Source organism: Intestinimonas sp. UBA1698, from assembly GCF_002320075.1.
GTDB classification, from domain to species: Bacteria; Bacillota; Clostridia; order Oscillospirales; family Oscillospiraceae; genus Intestinimonas; species Intestinimonas massiliensis.
Map to the genome: position 1 here is coordinate 18310 of NZ_DCJO01000016.1, position 18429 is coordinate 36738.

Sequence of the window (18429 nt, forward strand, 5' to 3'; positions counted from 1 at the left end):
CGAAAGCCTCCTTATTGATGCTTGTTGCGGAGCACGGTCTCAGTCTGGCCGCTCTCCAGGTCGATAAAGCGCACGAACAGGGACACCTTGTTATCGGCGTGGAGGCTCTGCCACAGCTCTGCCGCCAAGGTCTCGGCGTCGGGGGCGGTGATTGCCGCGGGCCGGGGCTCTCCTGTAAAGGAGGGCAGCGGGCTGCCGTCTCCATCATAGGTGCTGATAAAGTGTCCCTGCCCGGCGATGGGGGCATCGTATTCGAAAAAGAACCGCTGGCAACAGGCGGGATCGCCCTGGGCGGACTTCAGGATGGACAGACGGTAGGTGCCGTCAGGGCGGACCATACCGGAGATGCGGGGGGTGTAGTTGGGGCCGTCTGGCTCGAACTCCCGGGTGCGCAGAGCACGGACCCAGCCTTCGCCGCGCCGAAAGGCGTCGGCCACCGTGTCGGTCTGGTCGCCGTTGGTGACGATGGTGGTCCCCTCCACCACACGGACCGGGTGATAGATGATGAGGGAGGGGTCGGTCATCCTGGATGCGTCAAAAGCCCGGGTGCGGATGCCGTCGGCCGTCTCTTCAAAGATGCGGTTGCGGCTGTTCTCGCTGCGGCCCATGATGAAATAGGCGATTACCGCCTTCCCGCCGTCGGCAGAGCGGCCCAGCAGGATACCACGGCCGGGATAGGGGTTGGCGCGGAGGGATTCGTTCAGATCAATCAGCATAATGGCTCCTCCTTTTCACATGCGGGCAGAATATGGACGGTCCGGCCCTTTACGACCAGCCGGTCCTGACAGAACAGCGACACGGCCCGAGGGAGAATGACCCATTCGGCCTGCTCCATCACCCGGCGCTGAAGGGTCTCGGGAGTGTCTCCCTCCTGTATGTCTACCGCCCTCTGAAGGACGATGGGGCCGCCGTCAGGCTCCTCGTTGACAAAGTGGACCGTGGCGCCCGTCACCTTGACCCCGTATGCCAGGGCCCGCTCATGGACGCGGAGGCCGTAATAGCCCGTACCGCAGAAGGAGGGGATGAGCGCCGGGTGGACGTTGAGGATGCGGTTGGGATAGGCCGCCACCATTTCCTCCGTGAGGATGTGGAGGAATCCGGCCAGTACCACCAGGTCGATGTCCAGGCGCTGGAGCCGCTCCACGATGGCGCGGGTCATCTCCCGATTGCCCGGGAAATCCTGCCGGGCCACTACATAGCCGGGGATACCGGCGGCGGCGGCCCGCTCCAGGGCGTAGGCGGCGGGGGAAGAGGAGAGGACGGCGGCGATGGTCCCGTTTTGGATGGCTCCGGCCCCCTGCGCGTCGATCAAAGCCTGGAGATTGGTGCCGCCGCCGGAGACGAGTACGGCGATCCTCTTCATACCAGCACGACGCCCTCGTCGCCCTTGACCACCGAGCCGATGATGTAGGCTCGCTCCCCGGCGCGGCAGAGGAAGTTCTTGGCGTTGCCGATCTCATCTCTGGGGATGGCGATGACCAGACCCACGCCCATATTGAAGGTGTTATACATGTCCCGCGAATCGATCTTGCCCTGCTTGGCGATCAGGTCAAAGATGGGGGGGACGGGGAAGGAGGCGGTCTCGATGCGGGCGGTGAGGCCCGGCTTCATCATGCGGGGCACATTTTCATAAAGGCCGCCGCCGGTGATGTGGCTGATTGCGCGGATGTGGATTCCGTGCTTGAGCAGGCACCGGATGGCCTTGACATAGATGTGGGTGGGCTTGAGCAGCTCCTCACCCAGGGTGCAGCCCAGCTCGGCCACATGGGTGTTCAGGGTTTTGGCGTCCTCGCCCAGCACCTTGCGGACCAGAGAGAAGCCGTTGGAGTGGACACCAGAGGAGCCCAGGCCCACCAGCAGGTCGCCCTCCTGCATGGTGGAGCCGTCCAACATGTTCTCCTGATCGGCGATGCCCACGGAGAACCCGGCCAGATCGTACTCGTCGGCGGGATAGAAGCCGGGCATCTCGGCGGTTTCGCCGCCAATGAGAGCGCAGCCGGCCTGGCGGCAGCCCTCTACCACGCCGGAGACGATGGACTCGACGCGCTCAGGCACGTTTTTGCCCACGGCCAGATAGTCCAGGAAAAAGAGGGGGGCGGCGCCGGAGCAGACGATGTCGTTAACGCACATGGCCACGCAGTCGATGCCCACGGTGTCGTGCTTGTCCAGGACAAAGGCCAGTTTCAGCTTGGTGCCCACGCCGTCGGTGCCGGAGACCAGGACAGGCTTCTGGATGCCCTCCAGATTGGGGGCAAAAAGCCCGCCGAAGCCGCCCAGCGTGCCGATGACGCCGGGAATGTAGGTGGATTCCACCAGAGGCTTGATGCGGTTGACGGCCTCATAGCCGGCAGTGACGTCCACACCGGCGGCGGCGTAGGATTCGGAGTGAGAATTTTTCATAGGTCGTTATTCCTTTCCTGTCCAGCAGTAGGTGCAAATCTGATCGCGGTCGATGCCGATGGCCTCCAGCAGGCCGTCCAGGGACTGATAGCCCAGGGAGTCGAAGCCCAGCGTCTTGCAGATGCTCTGGAGCATACAGGCCCCCCTCTGCGTGGAGGCGTCGGCGTATTCGTCCAGGTGCTCCTGCCCCTCGTCCCCCTCCAGCTCCTGCACCGTTTTTCGGGCCAGCAGCTCCATATCGGAGTTGCTGCGGGAGAAGTTCAGAAACTTGCAGCCGTACATGATAGGGGGACAGGCGGAGCGCATGTGGACCTCGGCGGCTCCGGACTCGTAGAGAAATTCCACCGTCTCCCGAAGCTGTGTGCCCCGGACGATGGAGTCGTCCACAAAGAGGAGCTTTTTGCCCTCAATGAGCTCAGGAACGGGGATCTGCTTCATTTTGGCCACTTGGTTGCGCACGTCCTGGTTGACGGGCATGAAGGACCGGGGCCAGGTGGGGGTGTATTTGACGAAGGGGCGGGCGAAGGGCTTGCCGCTGCGGTTGGCAAAGCCGATGGCGTGGGGGACGCCGGAGTCGGGGACGCCGGCCACGTAGTCCACTTTGGGCAAGCGGCCCTGCTGCACCTCGTCCCGGGCCATGATCTCGCCGTTGCGGTAGCGCATGACCTCCACGTTGACCCCCTCGTAGTTGGAGTTGGGGTAGCCGTAATAGGTCCAGAGGAAGGCGCAGATCTTCATCCGCGTTCCGGCGGGGGAGAGGGTCTCCCACCCCTCGGCGGTGACCCGGACGATCTCCTGCGGACCCAGCTCATAGGCGTCCTCATAGCCCAGCTTGTGATAGGCAAAGGATTCGAAGGAGACGCAACAGCCGTCCTCGTTTTTGCCGATGAGCACCGGCAGGCGGCCCAGGCGGTCCCGGGCGCACAGGATGCCGTCCTGGGTCAGGATGAGGATGGTGGCTGAGCCGTCGATCGCCTCTTGGGCGTGGCGGATGCCGGAGATCAGGTCGTCCTTCTGATTGATGAGGGCGGCGGTGAGCTCGGTAGCGTTGACCTTTCCCGAGCTCATGGCCATGAACTGGTGGCCGTGGTCGGAGAAATAGGTTTCCACCAGCCTGTCGGCATTGTTGATGATGCCCACGGTAGTGATGGCGTAAAGGCCCAGGTGGGAGCGCACCAGCAGAGGCTGGGGGTCGGTGTCGCTGATACAGCCGATGCCGGACCGGCCGTGGAAATCGGCCAGGTCCTTTTCGAACTTGGTGCGGAAAGGGGTGTTCTCAATGTTGTGGATCTGCCGCTGGAAGCCGTCGCGCTCATCGTAGATGGCCATTCCGCCCCGGCGGGTGCCCAGGTGGGAGTGGTAATCCACGCCGAAGAAAAGGTCCAGCACGCAGTCCCGCTTGGAGATTGCGCCAAAAAAGCCCCCCATGGATCACCGATCCCCCATCAGACGGCGCATGACCTCCTCATAGGCCTCCTCGGCGCCGCCCAGATCCCGGCGGAAACGGTCCTTGTCCAGCTTCTCGTGGGTGGTCTCATCCCACAGACGGCAGGTATCGGGAGAGATCTCGTCGGCCAGCACGATGGCGCCGTCGCTGGTTTTGCCGAACTCCAGCTTGAAGTCCACCAGGTCGATGCCGATCTCCTTCATGAAGCCCTTGAGCAGATCGTTGACCATGAAGGCGTGCTTTTGGATGAGGTCGATCTCCTGCTGGGTGGCCAGCTTGAGGGCCAGGGCATGATAGGTGTTGAGCAGGGGGTCGCCCAGGTCGTCATTCTTATAGGAGAACTCAATGGTGGGCTCGTCGAACACGATACCCTCCTCCACGCCGTAGCGCTTGGCGAAGGAGCCGGCGGAGATATTGCGGATGATGACCTCCAGAGGTACGATGGAGACCTTCTTCACGGCAGTCTCCCGGTCGGACAGCTCTTCCACATAGTGGGTGGGTACGCCCTGTGCCTCCAGCCGGCGCATGAGATTGTTGGTCATGCGGTTATTGATGGCGCCCTTGCCGGTGATGGTACCCTTCTTGAGGCCATTGAAGGCGGTGGCGTCGTCCTTATAGGAGACGATGACCACTTCGGGGTCGCCGGTGGCGAACACTTTCTTTGCCTTTCCCTCGTAGAGCTGCTCCTTCTTCTCGTAAGCCATCTTAAAACTCCTCCATCTGCATGTTTTGATCTTTTTGGGAAACTTCATCGGCCATCTGGGCCTTGAAAGCGGTGAGCTTATTGGCCAGCGCCTCGTCCGAGAGGGCCAGCATCTGGGCGGCCAGGATGGCGGCATTGTCGGCGCCGTCCACGGCCACGCAGGCCACGGGGATGCCCTTGGGCATCTGGACCATGGAAAGCAGGGAATCCAGACCCCCCATCATCGAGGTCTGGATGGGTACGCCGATCACAGGCAGGGTGGTGTAGGCGGCGATGACGCCGGCCAGATGGGCGGCCTTGCCGGCGGCGGCGATGACGGCCCCGAAACCGTTTGCCCGGGCGGCAGAGGCGAACTGCTCCGCAGCGGCGGGGGTGCGGTGGGCGGAGATAACCCGGACCTCCACGGGGATTTCAAAGGACTTGAGGCGCTGGATGCAGGGTTTCATGACCTCCAGATCACTGTCAGAGCCCATGACTACGGCAACTTTTTTACACATGCTGTTTCCCTCCTAAAAAACAAAACAAAGCAGGCCATCCGCAAAAACAGATGACCTGCCGATCGGTTACCGATTGAAATTGGACGCATTGAGGCCCTTGCAAACGCCCTGACCATTCCCGTGGGAGATGTACAGAAAAAGCACCATTTCCGCACTCCTTCGTCCGTATTCGAACAAAATTTTATCCCATTTTACACGGGTTTACAAGGGCGGAAAATCAATTTCGTAGGCTTACACAACATCCCCTGCGATTCGGAATCCCGCCTTGGCGATTCTTGCCGTTGAACCGTCAGTACAGGCCGATGCCGCTGAGGATGCGCTGAATTTCGGACGCCCGGCGGGACCAGGCGGCGGCGGAACCGTAGTCTCTCCGGCGGGGGGAGACCCAGGTGGGGTCCTCGGCCAGCGCGCTTGCGCACATGCGGTCATACTCCTCCAGGGAGTGGGCGCCATAGATGACATCGGGGAACTCCTCCACCTGCTCGGGCAGGAGCATGGTGACGATGGGCTTGCCGGTGGAGAGATATTCGTAGATACGCCGGGGAATGACGTCGCTGTCCAGCCGGTCCCGGCGCTGGAGGTCCAGGCAGACGTCAAAGCGGCCCAGATAGTCGGGGACCTCCACCATGGGCCGGGGGCCCAGCAGATGGACGTTGGGCAGCTCGCGCAGGTAGGTCAGTCGGGGATTGTCGCTCACCGGACCCACGAGCACGAACTGCCAGCGGGAGTGGCCCTTGGCAGCGTACTCCACGGGGGCCAGGTCCAGGGCGGCGTCCACCGCACCCACCCAGCCCAGCACCGGGCCGGACAGGCCGGACAGCTCTGGGGGAGTATCCAGGTCCGTCCGGCAGAACATGGGGAAATTCACTCCGTTGGGGATGAGGGCGATGTTGGCGTTGCAGGGGGAGAGCCGGTCCCGCAGGTAGGGGGAGGCGGCAAAGACCACGTCGGCCGCCGCCGACAGATCGCCCTCCCAGTGGAGAGGCAGATGAGACCAGTCCCGACTACAGTCGTAAATCAGGCCCTGATAGGCCAGGTGGTCCAGCAGATGGACCTGGGCGGGGGAGGTGGTCCACAGCACGGCGTCCCGGAAGCTGTGGCGACTCATGGCCCGGAGCACCTGGCCGGCCTGCCGCCGCCAGGCCCGGCGAAACAGCAGGGAGGCCCGCTCCGGCACCGCGGGGGCGGGGGGCAGCGTGTAAAGGAATACGCCCGGGCGGACCTGCCTGCCCTGTTTGCGTTCCTTGGAGCCGGCGGGCTCAAAGAAGAGGACCTGGGCGCGCTTCAGCCGTGTGACGAGCTGCTGGGTGCGGGTGGGGATGGCCTGCCAGGGCTCGTGGGAGAGGACAACGTATTGTTTCAAGGGGAGGACCTCCGTGGATATCAGGGTTTCGGCGGGGCGAGACCCAGCAGCTTGGCCGCCGTCTCGCTGTTGCGGCGCTCGACCTGACGCAGGCGCTCCACGCCGCCGGAGAGGAACTGGACATCTCCGATGCGCCGTACGGCGGCGTCAATCTGGCCGGTGAGGCGCTCGTAGGTGAGCTCGCCCAGGTCGGTGAACAGATCCTGGCCGATATAGGACAAAAAGGAGCTGATCTTCTGGTCGTAGACCACGCCCACCAGCGGGACGCCCTGTCCGGCGGAAAAGACCAGGGCGTGCAGGCGCATGGAGACCACCACCTGCATCCGGGCGAAAAGGCCGATGGTGTGGTCGGAAGCTCCGGTATCCTCGACGATGTGGTGGGGGGCCTTCATATAGGCGGCCGCCTTCCGGGAAGCCTCCACATCCAGCCGCTTTTCGATGGGCAGAAAGACCGGAGTCAGGCCGTATGTTTCCCAGGCATAGTCCGCCGCCCGCCCGAAGAGTTCGGCCTTCTCCTCAAAGCCGGGCCAGGGGCGGAGGGTAAAGCCGATATACCGGCCGTGAGGGTCCAGCCCCTGGCTCTCCAGCATCCCGTCAATGACCTCGGGTTCGGCGGCGGGCAAAATGACAGTAGGGTCGGCGGAGAGGACGATCTCGGGCCGGGTCACCCCCATGTCCTCCAGCTCGGAAAGGGAATGGGTGTCCCGCAGGGTGATAGCATCCACGCTTTTCTGGAGCACCCGGGAGGCCCGCTTTCGGTTGGAGGGGTGGTGAATGGGGCCGATGCCGCAGCCGTACATGAGGACCTGGTTGCCCAGGCGCTTGGCGGCTGAGATGGTAAAAAGATAGAACCACAGGGAGCGGTGGCTGGTGACGTCCTGCATCAGGGAGCCGCCGCCGTTGATATACAGACGGGTGCGGGCCATGCGCCAGAGGAATTTGGGGACCCCGAAGGTGTAGATGGAGTTGACCCGGTATTTCAGCCGGGTGTCCTGGGGACTGCGGGAGAGAACCCACACGGGCAGATCGGGGTCCAGGTGCCGCAGCTCAGCCACGATGGCCTCCAGAATGGCGTCGTCGCCGGCGTTGCCGCGGCCATAGGCCCCGCAGACCAGGGCGCCGTCCCGGCTGTGATGGGGCCGCTGCTGGCGGCGCAGGATGATCTCGTAGATGTCGAGCTGACGGCGGACGGTGGATTCCAGAGCGTATTCCTCCACGGCCTTCTGGTGCAGGCGCTGGCCCAGATGGTGGCGCAGAGTGGCGTCCTGGGCCAGGGCGACGAGGTGCCGGGCCAGTTCGTCGGCATCGCCGGGGGAGAAGAGCAGCCCGTTGACCCCGTGGTCAATGAGGTAGGGCACACCTCCCACCCGGGAGCTGATGGTTGGCAGGGAGGCCCGGGCCCCTTCGGTGAGGGCGTAGGGAAAGGTCTCGGACAGCGAGGTGAGAGTATTGATGTCCAGGGACTGATAGAAGGTGTTGGTGTCGGTGACCCAGCCGGCGAAGCAGACCTGCCCGGCCACGCCCAGCTCGGCGGCTAACCCCTTGAGCATATCCAGTTGTTCGCCGTCCCCGGCGATGAGCAGCCGGAGCTGGGGACAGGCTGCATGGGCCTTGGCAAAGCCGCGGATCAGGGTGGCGATATCTTTGACCGGGTTGAGGCGGGCGGCGATGCCCGCCACCACGGAGGTCTCGTCAACCTCCAGGCCCACGGACCGGAGATAGGCCATACGGTCCAGGGCGGGGGGCGGCAGGGTGAAGTCGATGCCGTTGTAGATGGGGAAGAGCTTGTCCGGGTCAAAGCCCCGGGAGATGAGCAGATCCACCATGGCGTCGGAGACGCCGATGCGGTAATCCAGCCGCCGCAGTGCGAGGGTATTGATGGTGCCGTAGGTGACGCGGGAGAAGGGTCGGCCCAGATAATCCAGGCGGTAGTCGGAGTGGACGGTGGTGGCCACCGGCAGGCCGGTGGATTTACGCAGAAAGGCGCCCATCATATTCCCGCGGGCACCGTGACAGTGGATGAGATCGTAGCCGCCCTCCCGGATTTTCTGCTTGAGCAGGCGGAGGGTGCGGAGCACATTGCGGTCGGAATAGACCTGAGTGGAGATGCCCAGCTCCCGCGCCTCCTGGGCGAAGGGTCCCTCCATGAAGCAGACCATGTCCACCTCGATGGTCCTGGACAGGTTCTGGAGCAGGGAGAGCACATGGGTTTTGGCGCCGCCGCTGTCGCCGCCGCTGATGAGATGAATGACTTTCATGCCGAGGGCCTCCAAAAAGTACTTGTAACGCAGACAAAAATATTATACAATAGTTCGGTAAGACGGTCAAATAAAAAGAGGACAACGTCCCTTCGCAGAAAAACAAACGGAGGTATCCCATGAAAGTCGTGGATGAAAAGGGAAAAATTTTTGGCAGGCTGAACATCATTGATCTGCTGGTCGTACTTCTGCTCATCGCCGCGGTGGCGCTGGTGGGCTATAAGGCCACCCACCGGGCCGAGAATGCCGGCGGTGGCACTACGGTGCTTACCTACACCGTGGAGTGCGACGCCATCAAGCCGGAGGTCTACGAGAGTGTGAAGGCATTTGTGGAGGCGTCCGAGGAGGGCGACCAGTTGATGGCCAACGGCGAGATGGTGACCGCCTGGGTCACCGACGTTACCGCCACGCCCCACGAGGCCAATGCCACCCTGAGCGCCAACAACGACGGCAGTCTGGTCCTGCCTGTGGACCCGGATACCGTGGATCTGGTGTTCACCATCAAGGCCCATGTGGCCAACACCGTCACCAACGAGGTGGGCTCGCAGGAGGTCCGGGTGGGCAAGCGTCACATCGTCAAGACCACGCATTTTGAGGTGATCGACGGCATCATTCTCACCTGCGGCTGGGAGACCCAGGAGGGGTGAGCCTGCGGACCCGGGTATCTGGAACAATCCATACGAAGGGCGGGGGCACATGGCTGGCCCCCGCTCTGCTTTCTCTGGAGGCATAGGATGCTGGAGTATATTCAGGCCTTGGACGGGGCCGTTTTGCTGTGGATACAGGAAGTCCTGCGCCTGCCCGTACTCGACGGGTTTATGACGCTGTTTACCCAACTGGGCAACGCCGGGCTGGTCTGGGTGGGGATCTCTCTGGCCCTGCTGTTGGTCCCGCGGACCAGACGCATGGGCTTTTGGGCTCTGGTGGCGCTGCTGCTGGGTCTGCTGTGCACGAACGTGGTCCTCAAGCACCTGGTGGGCCGGACCCGGCCCTGGCTGGTGGTGGAGGGGCTCACCCATCTGGTGGTAGAGAACGACCCGCTCTCCTTTCCCTCGGGACACACCTGCGCCGCCTTCGCGGCGGGGTCGGTGTGGGCGCGGTTTGTGGAGCGGCGCTGGCTCAAGGGCCTGTGCATCCTTCAGGCTGTGCTGATGGCCTTTTCCCGCCTGTATGTGGGGGTGCACTTTCCCACTGACGTGCTGGCGGGCTGTGCCGTAGGCCTGTTCTGCGGCTGGCTGGCCTGGCGGCTGTACGGCAAGTGGGAGGCGGGACGGACATGAAGGGACCCATCCTCATTCAGGGGGCCATGGATGTGGAGACCGACTGGCTGGTTTCCCGGCTGGAAGCGCGGGAGGAGACGGTGACAGGCGGCTTTCGCTTCTGGCGGGGCCGCTGCGGAGCCCTGGATCTGGTGGTGAGCCGGACGGAGATCGGCACCATTCGGTGCGCCGCCGCCACCGCCCTGGGCGCCACAGCCTTCCGTCCCCGGGCTGTGATCAATCAGGGCGTTGCCGGCTCCCACCGGGAGGACCTGCACGTAGGAGACCTGGTAGTAGGGCGGAGCTGCATCCACATCCACGATCTCAAGACGCAGATGCGGAACAGGGGGGAGGGCTCGGCGCCCTTCGACTGGGAATTTCACCTCCACGACGACGGGCAGCGGATATTCCCGGTGTATGAAGCGGACCCGGCTTGGGCGGCGCTGTTTGAAAAAGCCCCCTGGCAGGGGACGAGAGTTTCGGGGCGATTGGGCAGCGGCGACGTATTCAACCGGGAGATCGACCGTATCCTGTGGCTCCGGCAGCGGGCGGGGGAGTGCTGTGAGGATATGGAGAGCGCGGCGGCCTATGAGGTGTGCGCCCGCTTCGGCGTGCCCTGCGTAGGCGTGCGGATCATCTCCAACAACGAGCTGACCGGAGAGTCCTATCAGCGCACGGTGGGGGAGCGGCTTCAGCGCTTCGTGCTCACAGCGCTGGAGGTGCCTGTATAAAAAGAGGTCCGTACCCAAAGGCACGCACCCATAAGGAAGTAATTTAATTGTCGCAGGGCGGCATGGCTGAAAGGTCATGCCGTCCTGCCTTTTCTTTGCCTTTCCACCGTCTGATCATCGCCCGGCAGGTTCACCTCTCCAATGAAGTTCCAGACCAGTTCAATCTTCTGCCTGCGGTGGCCGCTGGACTTATCCGGCGCATGGATGATGATCTTCTTTACAAACTCATTGACGATGGTGGGTGTCAGTTCCCGGATACCCACATACTTCCGCACAATGGCTGCAAAGCTAGCAAAATCGGCTTGATCTTGTTCAAAGGTTTCTACTGCGTCCCGCCATACCTTGACCTGCTCCGTCAGTTCTTTTTGCTCCGCTTCATAGTCGGCGGAGAGCTTCAAGAACCGTTCATGGCTGATTGCCCCGCTGATGTCATCCTCATAGATGCGCTTGAAAATACGGTCAAGCTCGGCAATGCGCTTTTCCGCTTGGACGATTTCACGCCTGCGCTTCTTGGCCTCTTTCTCCGCTTCTTGAAAACGCTGCTTTCTCGCCGCTTCCTCAAATGCCATGGCATCATCAAAGAACAGCGCCGTCACATCGAAAATCCGCTGTAACACGAACAGTTTCAGCGTTTCTTCCCGGATAAAGTGCATGGTGCAATCACCCGTATTACTCTTATACCGGGAACACCGATAGCAGTCTTGCTGCGGTGTCATGTTTTTGCCTGTGGCGAAATGCAGCTTGCTTCCACAGTCGGCACAGTACAGCAGACCGGAAAACATCCCTTGCCGCTCGGCTTGCTTTGCTGGGCGGCGCTTGTTCTCCCGCAACTCCTGTACCCGCGCAAAGACTTGTTCATCGATAATGGCGGGCTGGGTATTGGGGAAAATCCGCTGGTTCTCTGGGGCGTTATGCAGCCGCTTTTTCAGCTTGTGGGACTTGGAATAGGTCTTGAAGTTCACCGTGCAGCCGGTGTACTCTGGCCGCTCCAATATCCCCGCGACAGATTTCGGACTCCATTGGTACGGCTTCTCCGGCAGCGGCTTTCCGTCCCGTTGGGCATAGTGGGCCTTAACCGTCAGGACGTGTTGGGCGGTCAACAGCTTGGCAATCTGCATGGGGCCTTTCCCTGCAATGCACAGATCGAAAATCCGTCTGACGATCTCGGCGGCTTCCTCGTCCACAATCCACTTCTTTTTGTCTGCTGGGTCTTTCATGTAACCATATGGCGGATTGGTGCAGAGGTGTTCCCCGGCATTTCCTTTGGCACGCATGACAGCCCGGATCTTTTTGCTGGTATCGCGGGCGTAGAAGTCGTTGAACAAGTTCCGGAAAGGGGTAAAATCATTGTCCCCCTTGTCGCTGTCCACGCCGTCATTGATGGCGATATACCGAATATCTCGCTCAGGAAAGAAACTCTCGGTATAGTAGCCCACTTTCAGATAGTCCCGACCCATGCGGGACATATCCTTGACAATGACGGTTCTGACCTTTCCCGCCTCGGCCAGCCGGATCATCTCATTCCAGCCCGGACGGTCAAATGTTACCCCGGACACACCATCGTCAATGAAGAACTTTGGATTAGGAAAACCGTTGTCGGTTGCGTACTTCAAAAGGATTTTCTTTTGATTGGCTATGCTGTTGCTCTCGCCGTCCAGAGCGTCCTCTTGGGATAGGCGGGCGTATAAAGCGGTAATGTTGTCGGGATAGGTGGTGTTTGCTGTCATGGTTCATTCCTCCTGTAATGAACGCCCGACAAACAGGTTGCTGTCCTTATTATACTGTGGTTTGTCCTCTTTGTCAGCAGATGTGGCAATGGCTTCCGAACGAATAAGCCGCACCATTTTGTCATAAAGTGGCTCCGTCCCACCGCAGGAAGTATGTACTTCATAGACCGTCCCGCCGAGCTTATAACAGACGGTTTCTTGCAGCGGATTTCCCCGTTTTGGGAGATAATCGCTCTCTTTGGTGCTTTGTTTCCTTTCCATTCCGTTCCCGTCCTTTCCGGGGAAGCCACAACAGAGCAAGCATAGGAAGTGTGGCCACACTTCCGTAAAATCTCCGTTTCCGGCCTGTTGCCGGAGCGGAGATTTTTGCTTGTTGGGAGCTTCCCAAACCCTTGCTTTTTGCTTCGCCAATATTACGCTTGAAAGGACGGAAACTGCCCGCTAAAGAGGTGGAAAAAGTATTTTCAAATCAAAGCAGCCAGTAGCCTGCTAGTTTGCTCCGCAGGTTACTGGCTGTTTTAGTTATTTTAATTTGATTAAACAAGATTCAAAGAATTGATCCATGTCTGGATTGCTTCTGCCAATACATACTGCTGACGCAATACGGCCATACCCGTTGCCGGAATACTAGGTTCGTATTCCTTTTCTTTTATGTTTTCTTCTAGGTAGGCTTTCAAAGTATTGATATTCTCCTGAATCTCTGCAACACATGCACGCTGTTTTCCATCCGGTAAAGAATCCAGATTCACAATAACAGCATTGAAGTCCAAGAAAATGTTGATTGGTTTTGAAGAGATTTCAAACATGAGCCGTTCAAATTCGGATTCTCCAGCCTCGGTCAGAGAGTAAACTGCCTTTTCCGGCATCTTGCCTTCTTTGACGACTTCGCCCCGGATTAGCCCTTTTTCTTCTAACTGAATTGTCTTTTTATAGATAGATGGAGTGCTGATTTTTACCCATTTAGAGATGTTCCTGTATTCCACCAATTTCTGTATATCATAGGCACTCATCGGCTCTTTTTTTAACATTCCAAGAACAATTAAATCAATGGTAGCCATGTGGATCACTCCCTTCCACTCCAGCGCGTATTTTGAATAGCAGCACTATAAATTATAGTATTTGATTTTATAGTCTTTGTCAAGAGTGGGTACGACTCCCTTGACAAATACTATAATTTATAGTAGTATAGTCGTTGCAGTATACTATAATTTATACTACTGTAATTTATTCTTTCAGGAGGAAGTATCCACAATGAGTGAACGCAACAACAAACTTAAGCTTTTGGGCAGTGCGCCCATCCCCAAAGCTCTGATGGCCCTCGGCATACCGATTATGATTGGGATGTTGATCAATGCACTCTATAATCTGGTAGATGCCTATTTTGTGGGCGGTCTGGGCGAAAGTCAAATGGGTGCTATTTCCGTCGTGTTCCCCTTGGGACAAGTCGTGGTTGGTTTGGGCCTTATGTTCGGTAACGGAGCCGCATCCTATCTGTCAAGACTGCTTGGGCGCGGAGATAAAGATACCGCCAATAGGGTGGCAAGCACCGCACTATATAGCAGTATTCTGATTGGCGCCATTATCATTCTGTTTTCTACGGTTTTCCTCAAACCAATTTTGGCAATGTTGGGCGCAACAGAAACGATTATGCCGTATGCCCTGACATACGCAAGAATTTATGTGCTGTCCTGTATTTTCAACGTGTTTAATGTAACAATGAACAACATTGTAAGCAGCGAGGGCGCCGCAAAGACGACCATGTGTGCCTTGCTGCTGGGAGCCGTATTGAACATCGGATTGGATCCTCTTTTCATTTACGCTTTGGACATGGGTGTAGCGGGTGCAGCAATTGCCACAGCAATTTCGCAAATGGTGTCCACACTCGTTTATCTAACCTATGTTCTTCGCAAAAAAAGCGCATTTTCCTTCAGTGTAAAAGTGTTTTCTCCTACGGGACAAATGATGGCGGAAATTTTGAAAATTGGAATTCCCACTTTAGTATTCCAACTGCTGACAAGCCTTTCGATTGCGCTGATTAACCGTGCATCCGGCGATTATGGCGATTCGGTCATTGCAGGCATGGGGGCAGTCACGCGAATTACTTCTATGGGAACGCTTGTTGTTTTTGGATTTTTAAAAGGGTTTCAGCCTATTGCCGGATTCAGCTATGGGGCAAAGAAGTTTGATCGCCTGCGCGAAGCAATCAAAATCTCAATCATTTGGTCTACCAGTTTCTGCTTAGTCGTGGGTTTGGTGATGGCCGTTTTCTCCACGCAGATTATCTCTCAATTTACAGAGGGAGATACTCAAATGATTTTGGCCGGTCAAAAATCCCTGTTTGCGAACGGCCTTACATTCATTCTCTTCGGTTTCTACACGGTATATTCCTCTCTGTTTCTTGCTCTGGGCAAGGGGGCGGCAGGCTTCTTTTTAGGAGCGTGCAGACAAGGTATCTGCTTTGTCCCTGTCATTTTGTTGCTGCCTATGGTATGGGGCATGAACGGAATTTTGTATGCCCAACCCATCGCAGATGTAATTTCCGTAGTAATCACTATTTTTATGGCGTTGCACCTTCATCGGGAACTGTCCAGGGCTGAAAAACAGACTATGTCCAATTCGGAAATGTAAGTTACGCCCCTTGACTTTTACTATTGTCAATAGTGCTATTGTTAATAGTAAAAGTCGGAGGTGTCGTTATGTCGTCGATTGATTTAGTCATACTTGGTATTGTATTGGAGAAACCGCAAAGCACCTATGACATTCAAAAGGATGTGGAGTACCACCATTTTTCCCGCTGGACGAAAATAAGCGTCCCCTCTATTTATCGAAAAGTACTCCAGTTGAGCGAGAAGGGTTATCTCCAAAGCGATATTGTCAAGGGCGATAAGTTTGCGGATAAGGCCATTTATTCTATTACCGATCAGGGCAGAGCATATTTCAAGGAGTTGATGTCCTCTTGCGCCGCTGGCCCAGTACCTTTGCTATTCGATTTCAATGTGGTCATTACCAATTTGAACAAGATGGACAAAGCCGAAGCGTTGGAGCTGGTTTCGACTTTGCGCCGGAGCATACAGTCCTCGGCTGAATCGAACGAGGGCTATGCGCGGGAATTTACAGACATTCCCTTGGTTGGGAAAACTATTTTTGAGCAGCAGCAGCTTCTCTATCGCGCCCTTTTGGAATGGCTGGATCACTTTGAAGGGCAGTTCTTGGAAGAATGAGTACAGGCCCCAAAAGCAGTTTGACCATCCTGTTTGAAGCTCCGTTTTGGATCGGTCTATATGAAAGAACGGATAATGGCAAGTACGAGGTATGCAAAATCACTTTCGGCTCAGAGCCCAAAGATTACGAGGTCTATGAGTTTCTGCTGAAGAATTGGCACAAGTTGAATTTTAGTCCCCCAATCCAGGCCGAAGCAGCCATAGAGCGAAAAATCAATCCTAAACGTATGCAGCGCGAAATTCAAAATCAACTACAAGATAAAGGCATTGGAACAAAGGCGCAGCAGGCGTTAAAACTCCAGCATGAGCAATGTAAGCTGGAACGCAAAACCAAGAGTCGCGAGCAGAAAGAGGCGGAGAAAGACCGCCAGTTTGCCATACGGCAGGAAAAGAAGAGAGCCAAGCACAGAGGAAGATAACAAGAAGATAGAATGGATTTTATGCCCCTTTTGCGGCAGCAAAACGCGATTGAAAATCCGTGATGATACGGTACTGGAAAACTTTCCACTGTATTGCCCGAAATGCAAACATGAAACCTTGATTGCGGTAAGACAACTGAATCTATCCATCATCCGAGAGCCAGACGCTAAGACGCAGAGCCGATAACTTGCAAGAGTATTTCTTCTTGTAGTTATCGGCTTTTTCTATTCCTTAACACATGATCCAATTATTCCGCCCGACGGGGAAAGAAAAAAACCGTTGCCGGGCAGGTTGTTTTTGTGTGCGCTATCTCATATCCCAGCGGCGTTTTTGAGAAATCAAGACCGCCGTTTTTGCTTTGCTTACTCTATGTTGCTCTATGCAAGATCGGCAGTCCACGGAGGAGACCACCATGCTGATACAGTCTGTTTATCAACTATATAGCTTATTAAAAAAAGCTTATCTTCAGCACGGGAGAGTTTTGGACAAAAATATGTACTATACGGTGTAAGTTGTCGGCATATTACATTTACTTTTGCTGATCTGTTATGGTGGTCTTTCGGTGCGGGCCGAAACTGCCGTATCAACATAGACACAATAGAGACAAGGGGTGGTGGCACCAACTCTAACTTCTCATTCTCCCGCGGATCGGGGGTGAGAAGATAAAGTACATCTCTGATAGTTATGGAGAACGCTGCCGGTTTGACGCTTTCTGCAAAACCGTCCTCCGCAATGAGGCCAAAACCTATCTGCGAGATTTGTGCCGCCAGCGAAAATGGGAAACCCAGTTCAGTGTCTTGTCGCAGTATGAAATGGACAAGCTCTGCACGATGGACGAATACCCAAGCGACAGCATCCCATTCACGGCATATGGCTACGCTCTGCATATCCGGGACGAACTGGTGGCCGACGCCTTTGCAAGCTTGCCAGAACAGGAACAGAGCATTTTGATCCTGTATTGTGTGTTGGAGCTGGCAGACGGTGAGATTGGTGGTATTGCAGGAATGTCCCGCAGCGCCGTCCAGCGGCACAGGGCAAAGACACTGAATGAACTGCGAAAAGACTTACAATCCAAAGGAGTGAGAAACTAACATGAAGCAACCAACTTTTAACGGCAGAGTGCTTTTGCCAATGGACATAATCGAAGCGGCCCGCGCCGGTGATCCGTTAGCATTGGAGCGCGTCTTACGGTATTACGACCGCTACATCAACAAGATTTGTACGCGAACGCTTTATGGCAAAGATGGTCTGCCGCGCATCGGTATTGATGAGTACATGAAGCACCGCTTACAGGCAAAATTGGTGGATGCCATCGTAGTCAAGAAATAGCAAAGCCAAAGGAAGCCGTCAAGGGTCGAGATGAACGCTCCGCGCCCTTGACGGCTTCCTCCGTCTTTGTTGTGTGGTAGCTAAGCGGGTGCAAGCAGAAATCCGCTTGCGCCCGCTGCCATTATAGTGTTTATATCTACGCATTTAGATGGTTAGACAGTGCGCTTTTGCAATGCTTTCCAGCATGTGTCGATGAATGGGAGGCAAATTTATTTACTACCTATTGAAATGCTATTCTAAATGCGTAACCCCGAAAGCTGTCTGAGGTACTTATTGAGCAGAACAATTGAGAAATTAGCTGAAATCATTTATAATATAATAGATTTCACTATTAGGAGCAAAGAGATGGATAACATAATAAATTATATAAAGATTTTCTTTTTCAAAAAAATAAATGTAAAGAAAATGTATTGTTTATTCTCATTTTCTCTATTCCTGTCCTTAATTGAGATTGCTTTGAATATCATATTAGTTCAATTTCGTTTGGAACAATATTGGTTGCTACTTCCTGTTGGCATATACATTATCTTTGCTATACTTGCAAAGAGTTTTTATGTAATTCGAGTTATAAGTGTTTCGCTTGAGTTGAGCAACATTTTTTCTTTTTTGCTTTTTGTTGGTTGCATCCGAAATGTTTGGATTTCCTCTTTTATTAGTAGACACTATGAAAACATCTCGATAATAATATTACTTGCTCTATTCTTGAATTTCTATGTTTCCAAAATTCAAGGAAGAAATGTAACAGACAATATTAGCACAATACCTACCACACAACTATTCAACTTATTTTACTTGAATACTTCCAAGGCTCATGAGATCGCAATGCTAATCGATAATAAAATAATGAAAACTATCGAAAGAGAGCAGATTTCGGAAGAGCTATTGAAGTATAATGTTGCAACTACGCTAGGCCCCAAAGAGATAGTTTCTGCAGATGTGGGGTATTCCATAGAGGATAATTCCAAAAAACGTGTCTATGAAAATTTTGATGTTAAGATAACAAAGTCAATTATGCTTCGCACAATATATGAAACGGCACAGAAAAAAAGTATTAGTGATACGGGACTTAAAATC

The 18429-nt window shown here is 55.9% G+C and carries 20 protein-coding genes and 1 pseudogene; 10 read left to right on the forward strand and 11 right to left on the reverse strand.

What is annotated here, in order from left to right:
• Window positions 1-11: 11 nt before the first annotated feature.
• From B3H64_RS03605 to csaB, 8 genes are all read right to left on the reverse strand, one after another.
• Window positions 12-719, reverse strand: coding sequence for an IMP cyclohydrolase (locus B3H64_RS03605; protein ID WP_349676158.1), 708 nt, complete (start codon window positions 717-719; stop codon window positions 12-14).
• On the reverse strand, window positions 710-1363 hold the full coding sequence (purN, locus tag B3H64_RS03610; RefSeq protein ID WP_278895155.1) for a phosphoribosylglycinamide formyltransferase: 654 nt from the start codon (window positions 1361-1363) through the stop codon (window positions 710-712). The genes B3H64_RS03605 and purN overlap by 10 nt, the downstream gene beginning before the upstream one ends.
• Window positions 1360-2400: a phosphoribosylformylglycinamidine cyclo-ligase gene (purM, locus tag B3H64_RS03615; protein ID WP_286733012.1), complete on the reverse strand. Its 1041-nt coding sequence runs from the start codon at window positions 2398-2400 to the stop codon at window positions 1360-1362. The genes purN and purM overlap by 4 nt, the downstream gene beginning before the upstream one ends.
• A 6-nt stretch (window positions 2401-2406) precedes the next feature.
• Window positions 2407-3828: an amidophosphoribosyltransferase gene (locus B3H64_RS03620; protein ID WP_286733016.1), complete on the reverse strand. Its 1422-nt coding sequence runs from the start codon at window positions 3826-3828 to the stop codon at window positions 2407-2409.
• 3 nt (window positions 3829-3831) lie between these two features.
• On the reverse strand, window positions 3832-4551 hold the full coding sequence (purC, locus tag B3H64_RS03625; RefSeq protein ID WP_286733019.1) for a phosphoribosylaminoimidazolesuccinocarboxamide synthase: 720 nt from the start codon (window positions 4549-4551) through the stop codon (window positions 3832-3834).
• Window position 4552: 1 nt separating this feature from the next.
• Window positions 4553-5047 (reverse strand): 5-(carboxyamino)imidazole ribonucleotide mutase, encoded by a 495-nt coding sequence (gene purE / locus B3H64_RS03630; protein WP_278893554.1) that lies wholly within the window; start codon window positions 5045-5047, stop codon window positions 4553-4555.
• A 289-nt stretch (window positions 5048-5336) separates the two neighbouring features.
• A complete protein-coding gene (locus tag B3H64_RS03635) occupies window positions 5337-6410 on the reverse strand; it encodes a glycosyltransferase (RefSeq protein ID WP_286733024.1) in 1074 nt (357 codons plus the stop codon).
• Window positions 6411-6430: 20 nt separating this feature from the next.
• A complete protein-coding gene (csaB, locus tag B3H64_RS03640) occupies window positions 6431-8668 on the reverse strand; it encodes a polysaccharide pyruvyl transferase CsaB (protein WP_286733027.1) in 2238 nt (745 codons plus the stop codon).
• A 119-nt stretch (window positions 8669-8787) separates the two neighbouring features.
• Here csaB and B3H64_RS03645 point away from each other — a divergent pair, with 119 nt between their 5' ends.
• From B3H64_RS03645 to B3H64_RS03655, 3 genes are all read left to right on the forward strand, one after another.
• On the forward strand, window positions 8788-9315 hold the full coding sequence (locus B3H64_RS03645) for a DUF4330 domain-containing protein (RefSeq protein WP_050618197.1): 528 nt from the start codon (window positions 8788-8790) through the stop codon (window positions 9313-9315).
• 87 nt (window positions 9316-9402) lie between these two features.
• Entirely contained in the window at window positions 9403-9948 is a 546-nt protein-coding gene (locus B3H64_RS03650; RefSeq protein WP_050618198.1) for a phosphatase PAP2 family protein, read from the forward strand.
• Window positions 9945-10658 (forward strand): 5'-methylthioadenosine/S-adenosylhomocysteine nucleosidase, encoded by a 714-nt coding sequence (locus B3H64_RS03655; protein WP_286733036.1) that lies wholly within the window; start codon window positions 9945-9947, stop codon window positions 10656-10658. Before B3H64_RS03650 ends, B3H64_RS03655 begins: the two co-directional genes overlap by 4 nt.
• 74 nt (window positions 10659-10732) lie before the next feature.
• Here the strand turns inward: B3H64_RS03655 and B3H64_RS03660 are convergent, their stop codons facing one another.
• From B3H64_RS03660 to B3H64_RS03670, 3 genes are all read right to left on the reverse strand, one after another.
• On the reverse strand, window positions 10733-12385 hold the full coding sequence (locus tag B3H64_RS03660; protein WP_286733038.1) for a recombinase family protein: 1653 nt from the start codon (window positions 12383-12385) through the stop codon (window positions 10733-10735).
• A gap of 3 nt (window positions 12386-12388) precedes the next feature.
• Window positions 12389-12646, reverse strand: a complete 258-nt coding sequence (locus tag B3H64_RS03665) for a hypothetical protein (RefSeq protein WP_286733041.1) — start codon at window positions 12644-12646, stop codon at window positions 12389-12391.
• A gap of 275 nt (window positions 12647-12921) precedes the next feature.
• On the reverse strand, window positions 12922-13443 hold the full coding sequence (locus B3H64_RS03670) for a PadR family transcriptional regulator (RefSeq protein WP_286733044.1): 522 nt from the start codon (window positions 13441-13443) through the stop codon (window positions 12922-12924).
• 193 nt (window positions 13444-13636) lie between these two features.
• Between B3H64_RS03670 and B3H64_RS03675 the strand changes: the two genes are divergently transcribed.
• The 7 genes and pseudogenes from B3H64_RS03675 to B3H64_RS03705 form a co-directional block, all read left to right on the forward strand.
• On the forward strand, window positions 13637-15013 hold the full coding sequence (locus B3H64_RS03675; RefSeq protein ID WP_286733047.1) for an MATE family efflux transporter: 1377 nt from the start codon (window positions 13637-13639) through the stop codon (window positions 15011-15013).
• A 68-nt stretch (window positions 15014-15081) separates the two neighbouring features.
• On the forward strand, window positions 15082-15606 hold the full coding sequence (locus B3H64_RS03680; RefSeq protein ID WP_286733050.1) for a PadR family transcriptional regulator: 525 nt from the start codon (window positions 15082-15084) through the stop codon (window positions 15604-15606).
• The gene (locus B3H64_RS03685; RefSeq protein WP_286733054.1) at window positions 15603-16025 is read left to right on the forward strand and encodes a YjdF family protein; all 423 of its coding nucleotides are present in this window, start codon (window positions 15603-15605) and stop codon (window positions 16023-16025) included. The genes B3H64_RS03680 and B3H64_RS03685 overlap by 4 nt, the downstream gene beginning before the upstream one ends.
• 7 nt (window positions 16026-16032) lie before the next feature.
• Window positions 16033-16212 (forward strand): cysteine-rich KTR domain-containing protein, encoded by a 180-nt coding sequence (locus tag B3H64_RS03690; RefSeq protein WP_414653447.1) that lies wholly within the window; start codon window positions 16033-16035, stop codon window positions 16210-16212.
• 476 nt (window positions 16213-16688) lie between these two features.
• The gene (locus B3H64_RS03695; RefSeq protein ID WP_349676159.1) at window positions 16689-17117 is read left to right on the forward strand and encodes a sigma-70 family RNA polymerase sigma factor; all 429 of its coding nucleotides are present in this window, start codon (window positions 16689-16691) and stop codon (window positions 17115-17117) included.
• Between the two features lies 1 nt (window position 17118).
• Entirely contained in the window at window positions 17119-17355 is a 237-nt protein-coding gene (locus B3H64_RS03700; RefSeq protein WP_286733067.1) for a helix-turn-helix domain-containing protein, read from the forward strand.
• A 273-nt stretch (window positions 17356-17628) separates the two neighbouring features.
• A pseudogene (locus tag B3H64_RS03705) lies at window positions 17629-18429 on the forward strand (hypothetical protein); the annotation flags it as partial.